General features: G+C 61.0%; 14 protein-coding genes. 8 read left to right on the top strand and 6 right to left on the bottom strand.

Translation table 11 applies throughout. From position 1 onward, the window contains the following. Positions 1–175: 175 nt before the first annotated feature. Positions 176–1,678 (top strand): exopolyphosphatase, encoded by a 1,503-nt coding sequence (ppx, locus tag AC4IHP_RS02015; RefSeq protein WP_039757422.1) that lies wholly within the window; start codon positions 176–178, stop codon positions 1,676–1,678. A 150-nt stretch (positions 1,679–1,828) separates the two neighbouring features. On the opposite strand, the gene ppk1 is transcribed toward ppx, so the two are convergent. Continuing rightward, a complete protein-coding gene (gene ppk1 / locus AC4IHP_RS02010) occupies positions 1,829–4,054 on the bottom strand; it encodes a polyphosphate kinase 1 (RefSeq protein ID WP_460122228.1) in 2,226 nt (741 codons plus the stop codon). A gap of 18 nt (positions 4,055–4,072) precedes the next feature. Then, positions 4,073–5,086 carry a porphobilinogen synthase gene (gene hemB, locus AC4IHP_RS02005; RefSeq protein WP_008084506.1) on the bottom strand — a complete coding sequence of 338 codons (1,014 nt, stop codon included), beginning with the start codon at positions 5,084–5,086 and terminating at the stop codon, positions 4,073–4,075. A gap of 207 nt (positions 5,087–5,293) precedes the next feature. On the opposite strand from hemB, the gene AC4IHP_RS02000 reads away from it, so the two are divergent. Together AC4IHP_RS02000 and elbB are read left to right on the top strand one after the other, a co-directional pair. Continuing rightward, a complete protein-coding gene (locus AC4IHP_RS02000; RefSeq protein ID WP_460122230.1) occupies positions 5,294–5,953 on the top strand; it encodes a DedA family protein in 660 nt (219 codons plus the stop codon). A gap of 167 nt (positions 5,954–6,120) precedes the next feature. Further along, positions 6,121–6,789 carry an isoprenoid biosynthesis glyoxalase ElbB gene (elbB, locus tag AC4IHP_RS01995; protein WP_434767082.1) on the top strand — a complete coding sequence of 223 codons (669 nt, stop codon included), beginning with the start codon at positions 6,121–6,123 and terminating at the stop codon, positions 6,787–6,789. A 128-nt stretch (positions 6,790–6,917) separates the two neighbouring features. Here the strand turns inward: elbB and AC4IHP_RS01990 are convergent, their stop codons facing one another. The 3 genes from AC4IHP_RS01990 to AC4IHP_RS01980 all read right to left on the bottom strand — a co-directional run bounded on the left by AC4IHP_RS01990 (position 6,918) and on the right by AC4IHP_RS01980 (position 9,564). Then, positions 6,918–7,373: a YaiI/YqxD family protein gene (locus AC4IHP_RS01990; RefSeq protein ID WP_490830756.1), complete on the bottom strand. Its 456-nt coding sequence runs from the start codon at positions 7,371–7,373 to the stop codon at positions 6,918–6,920. Between the two features lie 102 nt (positions 7,374–7,475). After that, entirely contained in the window at positions 7,476–9,374 is a 1,899-nt protein-coding gene (locus AC4IHP_RS01985; RefSeq protein WP_076564509.1) for an FTR1 family protein, read from the bottom strand. A gap of 58 nt (positions 9,375–9,432) precedes the next feature. Beyond that, positions 9,433–9,564 (bottom strand): hypothetical protein, encoded by a 132-nt coding sequence (locus AC4IHP_RS01980; protein WP_490830755.1) that lies wholly within the window; start codon positions 9,562–9,564, stop codon positions 9,433–9,435. Positions 9,565–9,625: 61 nt separating this feature from the next. Between AC4IHP_RS01980 and AC4IHP_RS01975 the strand changes: the two genes are divergently transcribed. The 5 genes from AC4IHP_RS01975 (at position 9,626) to AC4IHP_RS01955 (ending at position 14,374) form a co-directional block, all read left to right on the top strand. After that, on the top strand, positions 9,626–11,014 hold the full coding sequence (locus AC4IHP_RS01975; protein ID WP_490830754.1) for a COG3014 family protein: 1,389 nt from the start codon (positions 9,626–9,628) through the stop codon (positions 11,012–11,014). Positions 11,015–11,220: 206 nt separating this feature from the next. After that, a complete protein-coding gene (locus tag AC4IHP_RS01970) occupies positions 11,221–12,615 on the top strand; it encodes a COG3014 family protein (protein WP_460122235.1) in 1,395 nt (464 codons plus the stop codon). Positions 12,616–12,631: 16 nt separating this feature from the next. Further along, a complete protein-coding gene (locus tag AC4IHP_RS01965) occupies positions 12,632–13,003 on the top strand; it encodes a YcfL family putative periplasmic lipoprotein (protein WP_016772611.1) in 372 nt (123 codons plus the stop codon). Between the two features lie 36 nt (positions 13,004–13,039). Further along, positions 13,040–13,627, top strand: coding sequence for a penicillin-binding protein activator LpoB (gene lpoB, locus AC4IHP_RS01960; RefSeq protein WP_039757415.1), 588 nt, complete (start codon positions 13,040–13,042; stop codon positions 13,625–13,627). 3 nt (positions 13,628–13,630) lie between these two features. Further along, positions 13,631–14,374, top strand: coding sequence for a penicillin-binding protein activator LpoB (locus AC4IHP_RS01955; RefSeq protein ID WP_490830753.1), 744 nt, complete (start codon positions 13,631–13,633; stop codon positions 14,372–14,374). 60 nt (positions 14,375–14,434) lie between these two features. On the opposite strand, the gene rhtB is transcribed toward AC4IHP_RS01955, so the two are convergent. Continuing rightward, positions 14,435–15,067 (bottom strand): homoserine/homoserine lactone efflux protein, encoded by a 633-nt coding sequence (gene rhtB / locus AC4IHP_RS01950; RefSeq protein ID WP_016772608.1) that lies wholly within the window; start codon positions 15,065–15,067, stop codon positions 14,435–14,437. Positions 15,068–15,175 lie beyond the last annotated feature (108 nt).

Raw genomic sequence — 15,175 nt, 5'->3', positions numbered from 1 at the left:
AGCAGGCTCGCTCCCACAGGGGAATGCGCTCATCTGTGGGAGCGAGCCTGCTCGCGAATGGCCGCGCCGCGATCTTCAGACTTTCTGCGCTGAATCAACGGTTTGAACCATGCGCGTTGGCGCCAGCGTTTGATCGTGGCACGATGTCGGGGTTATCGACCGAGACCCCCTGACCATGCCGCAATCCCAAGCCAAGAATCTGTCCCTGATCGCCGCAATCGACCTGGGCTCCAACAGCTTTCACATGGTCGTGGCCAAGGCCCAGAACGGCGAAATCCGCATCCTCGAGCGCCTCGGCGAGAAGGTGCAACTGGCCGCCGGCATCGACGACGCGCGCCAGCTCAACGAAGAATCGATGCAGCGCGGCCTCGATTGCCTCAAGCGCTTTGCCCAACTGATCAACGGTATGCCGCTCGGTGCTGTGCGCATCGTCGGCACCAACGCCCTGCGCGAAGCACGCAACCGTGGCGAATTCATCCGCCGCGCCGAGGAAATCCTCGGCCACACGGTTGAAGTCATCTCCGGCCGTGAAGAAGCGCGTCTGATCTATCTCGGCGTGTCGCACACACTCGCCGACACCCCAGGCAAACGCTTGGTCGCCGACATCGGCGGCGGCAGTACCGAATTCATCATCGGCCAGCGCTTCGAGCCTTTATTGCGCGAGAGCCTGCAAATGGGCTGCGTGAGTTTCACCCAGCGCTACTTCAAGGACGGCAAGATCACTCCGGCCCGCTACGCCCAGGCTTACACGGCGGCGCGCCTGGAAATCATGAGCATCGAGCACGCCCTGCATCGCCTGACCTGGGATGAAGCCATCGGCTCTTCCGGTACGATTCGCGCCATTGGCCTGGCCCTGAAGGCCGGCGGCCACGGCAGCGGCGAGGTCAACGCCGAAGGCCTGGCGTGGCTCAAGCGCAAATTGTTCAAGCTGGGCGACGCCGACAAGATCGATTTCGAAGGCATCAAGCCTGACCGCCGGGCGATCTTCCCGGCGGGTCTGGCGATTCTCGAAGCGATCTTCGACGCCCTTGAACTGCAACGCATGGACCATTGCGAGGGCGCGCTGCGTGAAGGCGTACTCTACGACCTGCTCGGCCGCCATCATCACGAAGACGTGCGCGAACGCACCCTGACCTCGCTGATGGAGCGCTATCACGTCGATCTGGAACAGGCGGCGCGGGTCGAGCGCAAGGCCCTGCACGCGTTCGATCAGGTCGCCGTGGACTGGGAACTGGACGACGGCATCTGGCGCGAACTGCTCGGCTGGGCGGCGAAAGTCCACGAAGTCGGCCTCGACATCGCTCACTATCATTACCACAAGCACGGTGCCTACCTGATCGAGCACTCCGATCTGGCCGGCTTCTCGCGAGAAGACCAGCAGATGCTCGCGTTATTGGTGCGAGGCCATCGGCGCAATATTCCCAAGGACAAATTCGCCGAGTTCGGCGATGACGGCATCAAGCTGATTCGCCTGTGCGTGCTGCTGCGATTTGCCATTCTGTTCCATCACATTCGCGGAACCCAGGCGATGCCGCAGGTGGTGCTGCATGCCAATGGCGATCATCTCGATGTGCAATTCCCGGAGAACTGGCTGGATGAGAACCAACTGACCCAGGCGGATTTTGGCCTTGAGGCCGATTGGCTGACGCGGGTGGGCATTGTCCTAACGGTGCACTGAACGCCGCCGTGGGAGCTGCCGAAGGCTGCGATCTTTTGCTCCTGTTTATAAAAGATCGCAGCCTCGTTGCACTCGACAGCTCCTACAGCTTGGTGTGTCAGGCACAAAAAAGGCGATCCGTTGGGATCGCCTTTTTATTTGGGCTGACGGTCAGCTGCTCACCGGCAGGATCGGGCTGCCCAGCCGCTCCAGCAACGTCGCCTGCGCACTGCGCGGGTTCTGGTTGCCGGTAGGTGTGTTGCGGATGTAGCGGCCGTCCGACTGCAAGCTCCAGCTGTGGGTGTTGTCGGTCAGGTACAGCTCCAGCTCCTTCTTGACTCGGGTCAGCAGCTTCTTGCCCTCCACCGGAAAGCAGGTCTCGACGCGCTTGTCGAGGTTGCGCTCCATCCAGTCGGCGCTGGAGAGGAACATCTGTTCGTCGCCGCCGTTGAGGAAGTAGAACACCCGCGTGTGCTCGAGGAAGCGGCCAATGATCGAGCGCACATGAATGTTGTGCGAGACCCCGGCGATGCCCGGACGCAGGCAGCACATGCCGCGCACCACCAGATCGATGCGCACGCCGGACTGGCTGGCCTTGTACAGCGCGCGGATGATCTTCGGATCAGTCAGCGAGTTGAACTTGGCGATGATGTGCGCCGGTTTGCCTTCGAGGGCGAACTGGGTTTCGCGGGCGATCATGTCGAGCATGCCCTTCTTCAGGGTGAACGGCGCATGCAGCAGCTTTTTCATGCGCAGCGTCTTGCCCATGCCGATCAACTGGCTGAACAGTTTGCCGACATCCTCGCACAAGGCGTCGTCGGACGTCAGCAGGCTGTAGTCGGTGTAGAGCTTGGCGTTACCGGCGTGATAGTTGCCGGTGCCGAGGTGCGCGTAACGGACGATCTCGCCAGCCTCGCGGCGCAGAATCAGCATCATCTTGGCGTGAGTCTTGAAGCCGACCACACCGTAGATCACCACCGCACCCGCCGCTTGCAGACGACTGGCCAGTTGCAGGTTGGACTCTTCGTCGAAGCGCGCGCGCAGCTCGATCACTGCCGTGACTTCCTTGCCGTTACGCGCGGCGTCGACCAGCGCATCGACGATCTCGGAGTTGGCGCCGGAGCGGTACAGGGTTTGCCGTACGGCCAACACATGCGGGTCTTTCGCGGCCTGACGCAGCAGGTCGACCACCGGGGTGAACGACTCGAACGGGTGCAGCAAGAGGATGTCCTGCTTGCTGACCACACTGAAGATGTTTTCGCTGTTCTGCAGCAGTTTCGGGATCTGCGGGGTGAACGGCGTGTATTGCAGCTCCGGATGGCTGTCCAGACCGGTGATGCTGAACAGGCGCGTCAGGTTGACCGGGCCGTTGACCTGATACAGCTCGGTCTCGCTCAGGTTGAACTGCTTGAGCAGGTAGTCCGAGAGATGTTTCGGGCAAGTGTCGGCAACTTCCAGACGTACCGCATCACCGTAGCGCCGCGAGAACAGCTCGCCACGCAGGGCCCGGGCGAGGTCTTCGACGTCTTCGGAATCGAGCGCCAGGTCGGCGTTTCGGGTCAGACGGAACTGGTAGCAGCCTTTCACCTTCATGCCCTGGAACAGGTCATCGGCGTGGGCGTGGATCATCGACGACAGGAACACATAGTTGTCGCCGGCGCCGCCGACTTCTTCAGGTACCTTGATGATCCGTGGCAGCAGACGCGGCGCCGGGATGATCGCCAGACCGGAGTCGCGACCGAAGGCGTCGATGCCTTCGAGCTCGACGATGAAGTTCAGGCTCTTGTTCACCAGCAACGGAAACGGGTGCGTTGGGTCGAGGCCGATCGGGGTGATGATCGGCGCGATCTCGTCGCGGAAATAGCGGCGGACCCAGGTCTTGAGCTTGGTCGTCCAGTTGCGCCGACGGATGAAGCGCACCTGATGCTTTTCCAGCTCGGGCAGGAGGATGTCGTTGAGGATCGCGTACTGACGGTCAACGTGACCGTGGACCAGTTCGCTGATCCGCGCCAGCGCCTGATGCGGCTGTAAGCCGTCAGCGCCGGCCTGTTCGCGGGCAAAGGTGATCTGCTTTTTCAGCCCGGCGACGCGGATTTCGAAGAATTCGTCAAGGTTGCTGGAGAAGATCAGCAGGAACTTCAGCCGCTCCAGCAACGGGTAGGACTCGTCCAGCGCCTGTTCCAGCACGCGGATGTTGAACTGCAATTGCGAAAGCTCGCGGTGGATGTACAGGCTGCTGTCATCCAGGCCGGGAATGGCGATCGCCGGTACCGCCACAGCGGTTTCGGCAACCGGCGCGGGTGGCGCAGGCTCCATTTCCGGCGGGGTTTCGGTGATTTGCTCGACCACCGGCTGAGCTTCTTTTACGGCAACTTCAGTGAGTCCTTCGGTATTCATGGAATGTTCCTGGGAGGGCTATTTCTGCTCTCGTAACAATTGAGCGGCACGAACGGCAAAGTAAGTCAGGATGCCATCTGCACCGGCACGTTTAAAGGCGGTCAGTGACTCGAGGATCACCGCTTCGCTCAACCAGCCATTCTGGATAGCGGCCATGTGCATGGCGTATTCGCCACTGACCTGATAGACGAAGGTCGGCACCTTGAAGGCATCTTTGACCCGAAAAAGAATGTCCAGGTAGGGCATGCCCGGTTTGACCATGACCATGTCCGCACCTTCGGACAAGTCCGCACCGACTTCGTGCAGCGCTTCGTCGCTGTTGGCCGGATCCATCTGATAAGAGGCCTTGTTGGCCTTGCCGAGGTTCGACGCCGAGCCCACCGCATCGCGGAATGGGCCGTAGTAGGCGCTGGCGTACTTGGCCGAGTAGGCCATGATGCGCACATTGACGTGACCGGCGATTTCCAGCGCTTCACGGATGGCCTGGATGCGACCGTCCATCATGTCCGACGGCGCCACGACCTGCGCGCCGGCTTCGGCGTGGGACAGCGCCTGACGCACCAGCGCATCGACGGTGATGTCGTTCTGCACGTAGCCTTCTTCGTCGAGAATGCCGTCCTGACCGTGGGTGGTGAACGGGTCCAGCGCCACGTCAGTGATCACGCCCAGCTCCGGGAAACGCTCACGCAGGGCGCGAGTGGCGCGCTGGGCGATGCCTTCGGGGTTCCAGGCTTCGGCGGCATCAAGGGATTTCAGTTCAGGCGGGGTGACCGGAAACAGCGCCAGCGCCGGAATGCCCAGCTCGACCCATTTCGCCGCTTCTTCAAGCAGCAGATCAATCGTCAGTCGCTCGACGCCCGGCATGGATGCCACGGCTTCGCGGCGGTTTTCCCCGTCGAGCACGAACACCGGCAGAATCAGATCATCGACCGTCAGCACGTTTTCACGCACCAGCCGCCGCGAAAAATCATCACGACGATTGCGGCGCAGACGAGTGGCTGGGAACAAACGATTGGCAGGGGTAAAGCTCACGGCGGACTCCTGAGCCCGGGCAAACGGGCGAGCGTGACAGTTATAGACGGCCATTATGACCAACAGATGACAGTTGTGTGTGCTCTGTGACAGGTAGCCGCAATCCATTGTCGATGTAGGAAATGTTCACGTCGAGACACATTTGGACACTTTCATGAATGTGCCCGAAGGGTTAGGCTGCGCGTTCATTTCGCCAGCACCCAGACAATGCTCCAACAATTTCTGCACGACTTTGGCTACTTTGCCTTGTTTCTCGGCACGTTCTTCGAAGGCGAAACCATCCTGGTGCTCGCAGGCTTCCTCGCGTTCCGTGGATACATGGACATCAATCTGGTGGTGGTCGTGGCGTTCTTCGGCAGCTACGCCGGCGATCAGCTGTGGTACTTCCTGGGGCGCAAGCACGGGCGCAAATTGCTCGCGCGCAAGCCGCGCTGGCAGATGATGGGTGACCGCGCGCTGGAGCACATCCGCAAACATCCGGACATCTGGGTCCTGAGCTTCCGCTTCGTTTACGGCCTGCGCACGGTGATGCCGGTGGCAATCGGCCTGTCCGGTTATCCGCCGGGACGCTACCTGCTGCTCAACGGCATCGGCGCGGCGATCTGGGCCACCGCACTGGCTGCGGCGGCTTATCACTTCGGCGCAGTGCTGGAAGGCATGCTCGGCAGCATCAAGAAGTACGAGCTGTGGGTGCTGGGCGCCTTGCTGATCCTCGGGCTGGGCCTGTGGCTGCGACGCCGCTTCAAGAATGCGCAACTGGCGAAGAAAATCTATCAGGACGAGCAGATCGCCAAAGCCGCCGAGGCCGAGCAGTTGCGCCAGGCCGAAGCGAGCCCTCCTGCCGGACCGAAAACGCCAGCCGAATAAGCCATTCGCTGGCGGCTGCCACACGCAGTCCAGGCAAATAATGAACACCCCGCCGCCGTTGCGATCCATTGAGAGAGCGCTCTGCCCCCGCGCGCGTCCCCCATGCCCCTATGGCAACACGCGACGATTTAAGGGACATTGAGCGCCATGAATCTGGAGAGAAGCCCATGAGCAAAAAAGTTGCAGTGATCCTGTCCGGCAGTGGCGTGTACGACGGCGCCGAAATCCAGGAAAGTGTCATCACCCTGCTGCGCCTCGACCAGCGCGGCGCACAGGTGCAGTGCTTCGCGCCAAACATCGCGCAATTGCATGTGATCAACCACCTGACCGGCGAAGAAATGCCGGAATCGCGCAACGTACTGGTGGAATCGGCGCGGATTGCCCGGGGCAACGTCAAGGATATCCGCGATGCCGACGTTGACGACTTCGATGCGCTGATCGTGCCCGGCGGTTTCGGCGCGGCGAAGAACCTGTCGAACTTCGCCATCGAAGGCGCCGGCTGCACCGTGCAACCTGAAGTGCTGGCCCTGGCCGAAGCATTTGCCGAAGCGGGCAAACCGGTCGGGCTGATCTGTATTTCCCCGGCGCTGGCGGCGAAAATCTACGGTCCCGGCGTGACCTGCACCATTGGCAACGATGCCGACACCGCTGCGGCCATGAACAAAATGGGCGCCACCCACGAAGAGTGCGCTGTGACCGAAATCGTCGAAGACAAGGCGCGCAAACTGGTGACCACCCCGGCTTACATGCTGGCGCAGACCATCAGTGAAGCGGCTTCGGGGATCAACAAACTGGTCGACCGCGTGCTCGAACTGACTCACGAAAACGACGCTTGATCCCTCGCCTTAAATGAAACCAGATGTGGGAGCGAGCCTGCTCGCGAATGCGTTGTATCAGCCAACATCAGGTTGTATGACACACAGCTTTCGCGAGCAGGCTCGCTCCCACAGGGATTGTGCAAGACTCAAGACTTGCGGGTGAGCCGGGTCAGAATCCGGTCCAGCGCATTGGCAAACGCCTGCTTCTCCCGCTCGCCAAACGGTGCCGGGCCGCCGCTCATCTGGCCCTGTTCCCTGAGATCGGTGAACAGATTACGCACCGCCAGACGCTCACCCATGTTCTGCGCATCGAATTCCTTGCCGCGCGGATCCAGCGCCGCCACGCCCTTCTTCACCAGCCGATCGGCCAGCGGGATATCGCTGCAGATCACCAGCTCGCCCGGCACCGCATGCTCGACCAGATAATCATCCGCCGCATCCGGCCCGCTCGGCACCACGATCAGTTTGACGATGGCCAGCCCCGGCTTGATCTGCGGCTGCCCGGCCACCAGCACCACTTCGAACTGGCGCTTGAGCGCGAACTTCACCACCAGATCCTTCGCCGCCCGTGGACAGGCGTCGGCATCGATCCATACACGCATGTTCTTGCCTCCAAAAAATTCGCGAGCAGGCTCGCTCCCACAGGATACAGAACGAACCTGTGGGAGCGAGCCTGCTCGCGAATGTGAGCGCAGCGAATGCCTTCAGGCCGCCGAAACCCGGCGCTTCTCCGCCACCCAACTGCGCCCATACAGCACAGCAATCGCCACAATCGCCACTACCTGCGCGGTCAGCGAATAGGCATCGGCATGGATCCCCAGCCAGTCGAATTCAAAGAACGCCACCGGCCGTGTGCCGAAGATTCCCGCCTCCTGCAAGGCCTTCACGCCATGCCCGGCAAACACCACCGACAACGCGCACAGCAGCGCGGCGTTGATGCTGAAGAACAGCGTCAGCGGCAGTTTCGCCGAACCGCGCAGAATCACCCAGGCCAGGCCGACCAGCAGCACCAGCGCCGTCGCGCCGCCGGCCAGCACGGCGTTGTGCCCGGCAGGACCGGCCTGCAGCCACAGGGTTTCGTAGAACAGGATCACTTCGAACAATTCGCGATAGACCGAGAAGAACGCCAGGATCGCAAAACCGAAGCGACCTCCGCCGCCGACCAGGCTGCTTTTGATGTAATCCTGCCAGGCCGCCGCGTGACGGCGGTCATGCATCCACACACCGAGCCACAACACCATGACGCTGGCAAACAGCGCGGTGGCGCCTTCCAGCAACTCACGCTGCGAACCGCTGACGTCGATCACATAGGCCGCCAGCGCCCAGGTGCCCAAGCCTGCCAACAAGGCCAGCCCCCAACCGACGTTGACGCTGCGCACCGCTGACTGCTGGCCGGTGTTGCGCAGGAAGGCGAGGATCGCCGCCAGCACCAGAATCGCTTCCAGACCTTCGCGCAGCAGAATCAGCAGACCGGAGATGTAACTCAGCGACCAGCTCAGACCATCGCTGCCCAGCAGGCCGGCGGATTCCTTGAGTTTGGCTTTGGCCGCGTCCAGACGCTGCTCGGCCTGCTCGACGGGCAGACCATCCTGCAATGACTGCCGATACGCCATCAGCGATTTTTCGGTGTCCTTGCGCACGTTGGCATCGACGTTGTCCAGCGAGCTTTCCACCAGTTCGAAGCCTTCCAGATACGCCGCCACCGACAGGTCATAGGCCTGATCGTGCTCACCGGCGCGGTAGGCCGCGAGGCTCTTGTCCAGCGTGGCGGCGGTGTAATCGAGCAACTGCGCCGGCCCGCGCTTGACCTGCGGTGGTTGCGCGCGCTGAGCACGGAACGTCGCCGCGACCTCGGCGCCCTCGGCTGCCTGCACTTCGGCCGGGGTCTGGCGGGCCAGGTCAGCGATGTTGTAGACCTTGTCGGACTTGGCGGCTGCCGCATCGGCGCTGAAGCCGGCGATGTAGGTGGCCAGATCCCAGCGCTGGCGATCATCGAGCTGATCGGCAAACGCCGGCATATCGGTGCCTTCGACGCCTTGGCCGAGGGTGCTGTAGATCGCGTACAGGCTCAGGTGATCCATCCGCGCAGCGTCGCGCAGATTGGCTGGCGCGGGAGTCAGACCTACGCCGGCCGGGCCGTCGCCGGCACCTGTATCGCCGTGGCACACCGAGCAGTTCTGTGCATACAACGGCGCACCGCGTGTCGGGTCCGGGGTGATGATCGGCGCCTGACTGACTTCATACGCCACCGCCAGTTTCGCCCCCAGCTGTCGCGCCTGACGAGCGACATCAGCGCCGTCCTGCTTCGCAGTGATGGCGGCGTGCAAAGACTCGACGCCCTGTTCCAGCGCGGCTTTTTCCGGTTTGGCTGGCAATGCAGTGATCAAGCCCTGCAGAACCTGGGTGAATTCCAGCTGCTCGCGGTATTCGCCATCGTCGATGACTTTGCCTGCCGCGACCGTCGGCGGGTAATCGGCACTGATGTAATCGAGCAGGTGCAACGCTTGCGGCGCGCCTTCCACGGTATCGGCCAGCAGCGGCAGGCTGCTCAGGGACAATAACGGGAACAGCAGCCAGGCCAGCAATCGGGACGAGGCAGTCATGAACGAATCTCAAATGGAAATGCGAAGTTACATATTGTTCACTTCGAAGACATTTCTCTCAAGCTTTGTCGGCGTTTCGCTCTGATTGGCCGGAAATACCCGGCAGACGGCAGCAGCGTTTGTCGCCGAGTATTGCCGCACTGCCCGCTGCCGATTGAGCCTCGGCACGTTCGATCAAGATCACAGCCATTTGCCACCATCCACCTTATACTGCCCGCCCCAGAGCATTTGCGCGCAAGGAATCAACCTCAATGCGGAGTCTTCCGTTCGTTTTGCTGCTTTGCGTCGCTATTCAGTTGAGCGGTTGTGCCGCCTATCGCAACTATGATCTTGAAATGCAGCAGACCACCGAGCAAATGACTCGGGGCAATCTGACCGGGGCTCTGGCGCTGGTGGAAATGCACAACCCGTGGGAAGACAAGGATCTGCTGTATTACCTCGAAAAAGGCGCGATCCTCAGCGCTGGCAGTGCCCTGCCCGACAGCCAGGACGCCTGGCGCAACGCCGACCGGATGATCTTCCAGCGCGAGGAGGCCAACCCCTCGGGCGCGATGAAATTACTGGCGCGCTTCGGTGATGAAATGGGCACGATGCTGGTCAACGACAAGCTGCGGCGCTATGAAGGCTACGATTACGAAAAGGTCATGCTGACCACACAGATGGCTTTGAACCAGTTGTCCGTCAATGACTTCGCCGGCGCCCGCGCAGACATCAAGAAAACCCACGAACGCGAAACATTGATCGCCCGCCAGCGGGAAAAGCAATACGAAGCGGCCGAAGAACAGGCCAAGGCCCAAGGCCAGACCCTGCATTACAAGGACCTGGAGGGTTACCCGGTCGCCCTGCTCGAGGCGCCGCAGGTCGTGGAATTGAAAAACGGCTACCAGAGTGCGTTCAGCCACTATCTGGCCGGTTTCACTTACGAAGCCCTCGGCGAGCGCGCCCTCGCAGCAGCAGGTTATCGCCAGGCGATCGAACTGCGGCCGGACATGCCCTTGCTGCAAAAGGCCCTGCGCAATCTCGATAAACCGCCAGCGAAAGCCGATGAAAGCGATGTATTGCTGATTATCCAGAGTGGCCTGGCCCCGGCTCGCAGCTCCGTGCAGGTGCCGATCCCGGTTCGTCTGAACGAAACGCTGGTCATCATTGCGCCCATTTCATTCCCGGTAATGGTCCCGGACGCGGTCACGCCCAACTTCAGCCATATCACCGTAGACGGTCGCAAGCAGCCGCTGGTGGTGATCAACAGCGTGACCGACATGTCCATGCGCACACTGCGCGACGACATGCCGCAAATCATCTCGCGGGCGATGTTCCGCGCCAACATGGCCGCCATCGGCCAAGCGCAGGAAAACGAGCGCAACCCGGCGAAAGCCTCGTTGATCGTCACTCAGCATGATCCGTTCGAAGAAGCCGACACCCGCACATGGCGAGCGTTGCCGGACAAGACGCTGGTGGCCCGTCTGCGCCTGAAGAAAGGCCTGCACACCTTCCGTTTTGCGCCTGCGTCCATCGACCACCCTTTTGAAATGCGCGTCGACCAGGATCGCCAGATTCTGCATCTGCGGGTTTTCCGGGATCAGGTCTATACCGTCGGATCAGCGTTTGTGCCGAATAAAACCGCTTCATCGGACAAATGATGGCACCGCATCTGCAAATGCAACCAAAAAGCTATTACATAGCCATCACACCACGTTTATAATGCCGCGCCCTCGCCCAGCGAGCCGGCATCACAAGCTCCTCACGCATGAGGAATTGGCAGGAGGCCAGCGCCGCCGTCGATAGGTCACACCAGCCCGACCAGCACACGCGGCTGCAAGTTTTGTTACTCAGGGAAGAAGTACTCATGGCATTCCGCGCTTCCATGCTGCTCGCGCTCAGCGCTGTCACGCTGTTGTCCGGCTGCGCAGCGTTTCGCAACTACGATTCCGAACTGGCCCAGACCAATCAGCAACTGGCTTCCGGCAACGTCGACGCGGCGCTGACCCTGCTGGAAAAGAACAACACCGGCACCGACAAAGACCTGCTCTATTACTTCGAGAAAGGTGAACTGCTGCGCGCCAAGGGCGACTTGTCGGGCAGCCAGAACGCCTGGGGCAGTGCCGATCAGGTGGTCGGTCAGTGGGAAGACGCGGTCAAGCTCGACTCGGCCAAGTACCTGGCACAGTTCGGCAGCTTTATCGTCAACGACAAGGTGCGTCGCTACGAAGGCTATGACTACGAGAAAGTCATGCTGACCACGCAGATGGCCCTGAACCTGTTGGCGGTCAACGATTTCGATGGCGCCCGCACGGCGATCAAAAAGACCCACGAACGCGAAGCGGTGATCGCCGACCTGCGCGACAAGGAATACCTCAAGAGCGAAGAACAGGCCGAGAAAGAAGGCATCAAGACCCAGTACAAGGATTTGCAGGGTTATCCGGTGGCCAGCCTCGACGCGCCGGAAGTGGTCGGTCTGAAGAACAGCTACCAGAGTGCGTTCAGCCATTACCTGGCCGGTTTCGTTTACGAAGCTTTGGGCGAGAAGGATCTGGCCGCGCCGGGTTATCGCAAGGCTGCCGAACTGCGTCCGAACACGCCGCTGCTCGAGCAGGCGCTGGTCAATCTCGACAAGCCTTCCAAATCCGATGACAGCGACATTCTCATCGTGGTGCAGAGCGGGCTGGCCCCGGCCCGCGACTCGATTCGCGTGCCGCTGCCGCTGCCGATTTCCAACAACGTGGTAATCACTCCGCTGTCGTTCCCGATCATCAAACCGGACACCTCCACCGCGCCGTTTGCGCAGATCGGCGTCGACGGCAAGCAAGTCGACCTGACCGCGCTGAACAGCACCACCGCCATGTCGCGCCGCGCCCTGCGCGATGACATGCCGGGGATCATCGTGCGCACCACCGTGCGCGCGATCACCAAGGGTGTGGCGCAAAAGAAGATCAACGAAACCAACCCGCTGGCCGGCCTCGCCGTGGGTATTTCTTCAGCGGTGCTCGAGGGTGCCGATACGCGTACATGGCGCACTTTGCCGGACAACACCCAAGTGGTGCGTCTGCGCCTGAAAAAGGGTGAGCATCAGGTTACCCTGCCGAGCGCCGTCGGCGGCTCGGTGGTCAAGGTCACTGTCGACCAGCGCTACCAAGTGATCAGCCTGCGTGCCGTGGGCAATCAGGTATTCGCTGGCGGCATCGCTGCTCACGTAATGCCGAGCGCTGCCGCGACCAACGTCGCCAGCCTCAAACAACCTTAAGAACGGAGTCTTTGCAATGCGCTTGAAGATCATCGCCGTCGCCGCCCTCGCCTTGCTGGCAGGCTGCGCCACCCCGCCACCGCCAGAGCCGGGCAGCGCCGCGAGCAAAGTCGTGGCCATGGGCCCGCAGAAACACATCGTCGTCGGCGCCATGCGCGTGGCTCGTGAAAACGGCTTCATGACCGTCAACGTGCAGTTGAGCAACACCCTCAACAGCAACAAGATCTTCTACTACCGCTTCGCCTGGCTTGGCGCCGAAGGTTTCCCGGTTGCCGAAGAAGAAGTATGGAAAAGCCAGATGATGTACGGCGCTCAGACCAGCTTCATTCAGGCCATCGCCCCGACCCCGAAAGCCGTGGATTTCCGTCTGGAAATCAAGACGCCGTAAACCCGCCACCCTATTTCTGATTGAGAGAGCTTTCTCATGTTTGCACGCTTTTCCTGCATCGCCGTCATCGCCCTGCTCGCCTCCGGTTGCGCCAACACCTCGCCGACCCTGGGCAGCAAGAACATCAGCTACGGCGACACCAAAGCGGTTGAAACCGTGACCAACGAATTCGGTTCGACCGACCTGCAAATGATCGCCGAGTCGATGACCCGCTCGCTGGCCCAGTCCGGCATTCTGCAGGGTCGCCCGGTGGTTCAGGTCTACGACGTGAAGAACAAGACCAGCGAGTACATCGACACCCGCGAAATCACCACCAGCATCAAGACCCAGCTGATGAAGACCGGTGTTGCGCGCTTCGCCAGCGACAACAATGCGATGCAGAGCCAGGTTGATCAGCTCAAGCTGCAAAACCAGAGCGGCCTGTATAAGAAAAGCACCGTGGCCAAGACCGGCAACATGATCGCCGCCAAGTACCGCATCGAAGGTTCGATCAGCTCGATCGTCAAGCGCAGCAGCGACTACAAGGACGTCTTCTACAAATTCAGCCTGCAGTTGATCGACGTCGAAAGCGGTCTGGCCGAATGGATGGACGAAAAAGAGATCCGCAAAACCACGGAGCGTTAATCGATGCGCACATGGATTGGCATGATGGCCCTGGCTTGCGCGTTCAGCGCGCAGGCGGCCCCGAAAGTGGCGGTGACGGATCTGGCGTATCAGGAGCGCGTGGAGCAATACATCCACATCGTTTCGGCGCAGAGCAATCACCGCGAGAGTTACTACAGCGCCAGCGGTTCTTCGAGCTACAACGAGATCGAAGCGACCACCAGCTACATCGAACAGGGCGAGCTGCGCAAATTCACCGGCGACATCAAGGGTGAAATCCTGCGTACCGGCATGTTCCAGCTGGTGCAGGGCACGCCATACACTGCCTCGTCCAAGGGCGATGTGTATGACGTGATCAAGCGCATCAAGGCCGGCAACTTCAAAGGCGCCGACTACGTGCTGTTCGGCACTGTGTCCGACATCGACTTCACCCAGGACATCAACGAGCTGGCGAATACCGACAGCTATTCGGCGGTGCTGGGTCTGACACTGGTGGCGGATTTCAGCCTGATCAACACCAAGACCTACGAGATCACCTCGGCCTTCACGGCGATGGGCGAAGCGCAGGACACCAAACTGGTGAACCATCGCGACATCAAGATCTCGCTGAACCGTCCGCGGGTGGTGCGTGAGGTGTCCAAGGCCTTGGGCGAAGACGTGGCCGGGCAACTGAGCATGCAGCTCGGGGGTAACGGCTATGAGCAGCCGCGTGAAGCACCGCAGCGCAATAATCTGCCGCGCGATACCGCGCCGGTGATCCTGCGCTGAGTCACCGAGAGAGACAAAAAAGGCGACCTGCATAGGTCGCCTTTTTTCTGCCCGAGCGGTTTACGCCGCCGCTTTGCGCAACGTCGCCATAAACGCCGCCGCGCCGATGAACAGCCCGGCAAAGGTGCGGTTCATGCGTTTCTGCTGCTTGGGCGTGCGCAACAGGCGCAGCACCTTCGACGCCAGTCCGGTGTAGCCGGCCATGACAATCAGGTCGACGAACACCATGGTCACGCCGATCACCAGATACTGAATCAGCAGCGGCGCATGGGGATTGATGAACTGCGGCAACACCGCGAGCATGAACACCAACGCCTTGGGGTTGCTGATATTCACCAGAAAGCCGCGAAACACCAAGGCCAGCGGCTTGCCGATCGGCCGAACCGCAGCGTCATCGCTCATGTCCATGGGCAGCGCGCGCCATTGCTTGATCGCCAGATAAACCAGATAGGCAACGCCGAACCATTTGATCGCATGGAACGCCGTGGCCGAAGCAGTGAGCACAGCGCCAACCCCCGCGCCGACAATCGCGATCTGCACCGCCAGACCGATCTGCAGGCCCAGCGCGTTCCAATAACCGCGCCAGAATCCGTATTGCAAACCGCTGGACATCGACGCGATGGCGCCCGCGCCCGGGGACAGGCTGATCACCCAGCAGGCGGCAAAAAATGCCAGCCATGTTTGAAGCTCCATCGCACACCTCGGCTCTGAATCGTGACAGACGCTCAAGCTAATGCGCTTTGGGCTTAAAAGCAAAAGATCGCAGCCTTCGGCAGCTCCTACAGAAGGAATGCGATCCGT

The organism is Pseudomonas sp. UF-293, assembly GCF_058245595.1.
This window is presented reverse-complemented; position numbering and strand designations above follow the sequence as displayed.

What these genes read in the sequence shown, in the direction of transcription:
- AC4IHP_RS01970 (WP_460122235.1), top strand. Translation starts at nt 11,221, where the DNA reads ATGGCATTCCGCGCTTCCATGCTGCTCGCGCTCAGCGCTGTCACGCTG.
- elbB (WP_434767082.1), top strand. Translation starts at nt 6,121, where the DNA reads ATGAGCAAAAAAGTTGCAGTGATCCTGTCCGGCAGTGGCGTGTACGAC.
- AC4IHP_RS01990 (WP_490830756.1), bottom strand. Translation starts at nt 7,373, where the DNA reads ATGCGTGTATGGATCGATGCCGACGCCTGTCCACGGGCGGCGAAGGAT.
- ppx (WP_039757422.1), top strand. Translation starts at nt 176, where the DNA reads ATGCCGCAATCCCAAGCCAAGAATCTGTCCCTGATCGCCGCAATCGAC.
- ppk1 (WP_460122228.1), bottom strand. Translation starts at nt 4,054, where the DNA reads ATGAATACCGAAGGACTCACTGAAGTTGCCGTAAAAGAAGCTCAGCCG.
- AC4IHP_RS01955 (WP_490830753.1), top strand. Translation starts at nt 13,631, where the DNA reads ATGCGCACATGGATTGGCATGATGGCCCTGGCTTGCGCGTTCAGCGCG.
- AC4IHP_RS01980 (WP_490830755.1), bottom strand. Translation starts at nt 9,564, where the DNA reads ATGGCTGTGATCTTGATCGAACGTGCCGAGGCTCAATCGGCAGCGGGC.
- rhtB (WP_016772608.1), bottom strand. Translation starts at nt 15,067, where the DNA reads ATGGAGCTTCAAACATGGCTGGCATTTTTTGCCGCCTGCTGGGTGATC.
- AC4IHP_RS01985 (WP_076564509.1), bottom strand. Translation starts at nt 9,374, where the DNA reads ATGACTGCCTCGTCCCGATTGCTGGCCTGGCTGCTGTTCCCGTTATTG.
- AC4IHP_RS01965 (WP_016772611.1), top strand. Translation starts at nt 12,632, where the DNA reads ATGCGCTTGAAGATCATCGCCGTCGCCGCCCTCGCCTTGCTGGCAGGC.
- AC4IHP_RS01975 (WP_490830754.1), top strand. Translation starts at nt 9,626, where the DNA reads ATGCGGAGTCTTCCGTTCGTTTTGCTGCTTTGCGTCGCTATTCAGTTG.
- AC4IHP_RS02000 (WP_460122230.1), top strand. Translation starts at nt 5,294, where the DNA reads ATGCTCCAACAATTTCTGCACGACTTTGGCTACTTTGCCTTGTTTCTC.
- lpoB (WP_039757415.1), top strand. Translation starts at nt 13,040, where the DNA reads ATGTTTGCACGCTTTTCCTGCATCGCCGTCATCGCCCTGCTCGCCTCC.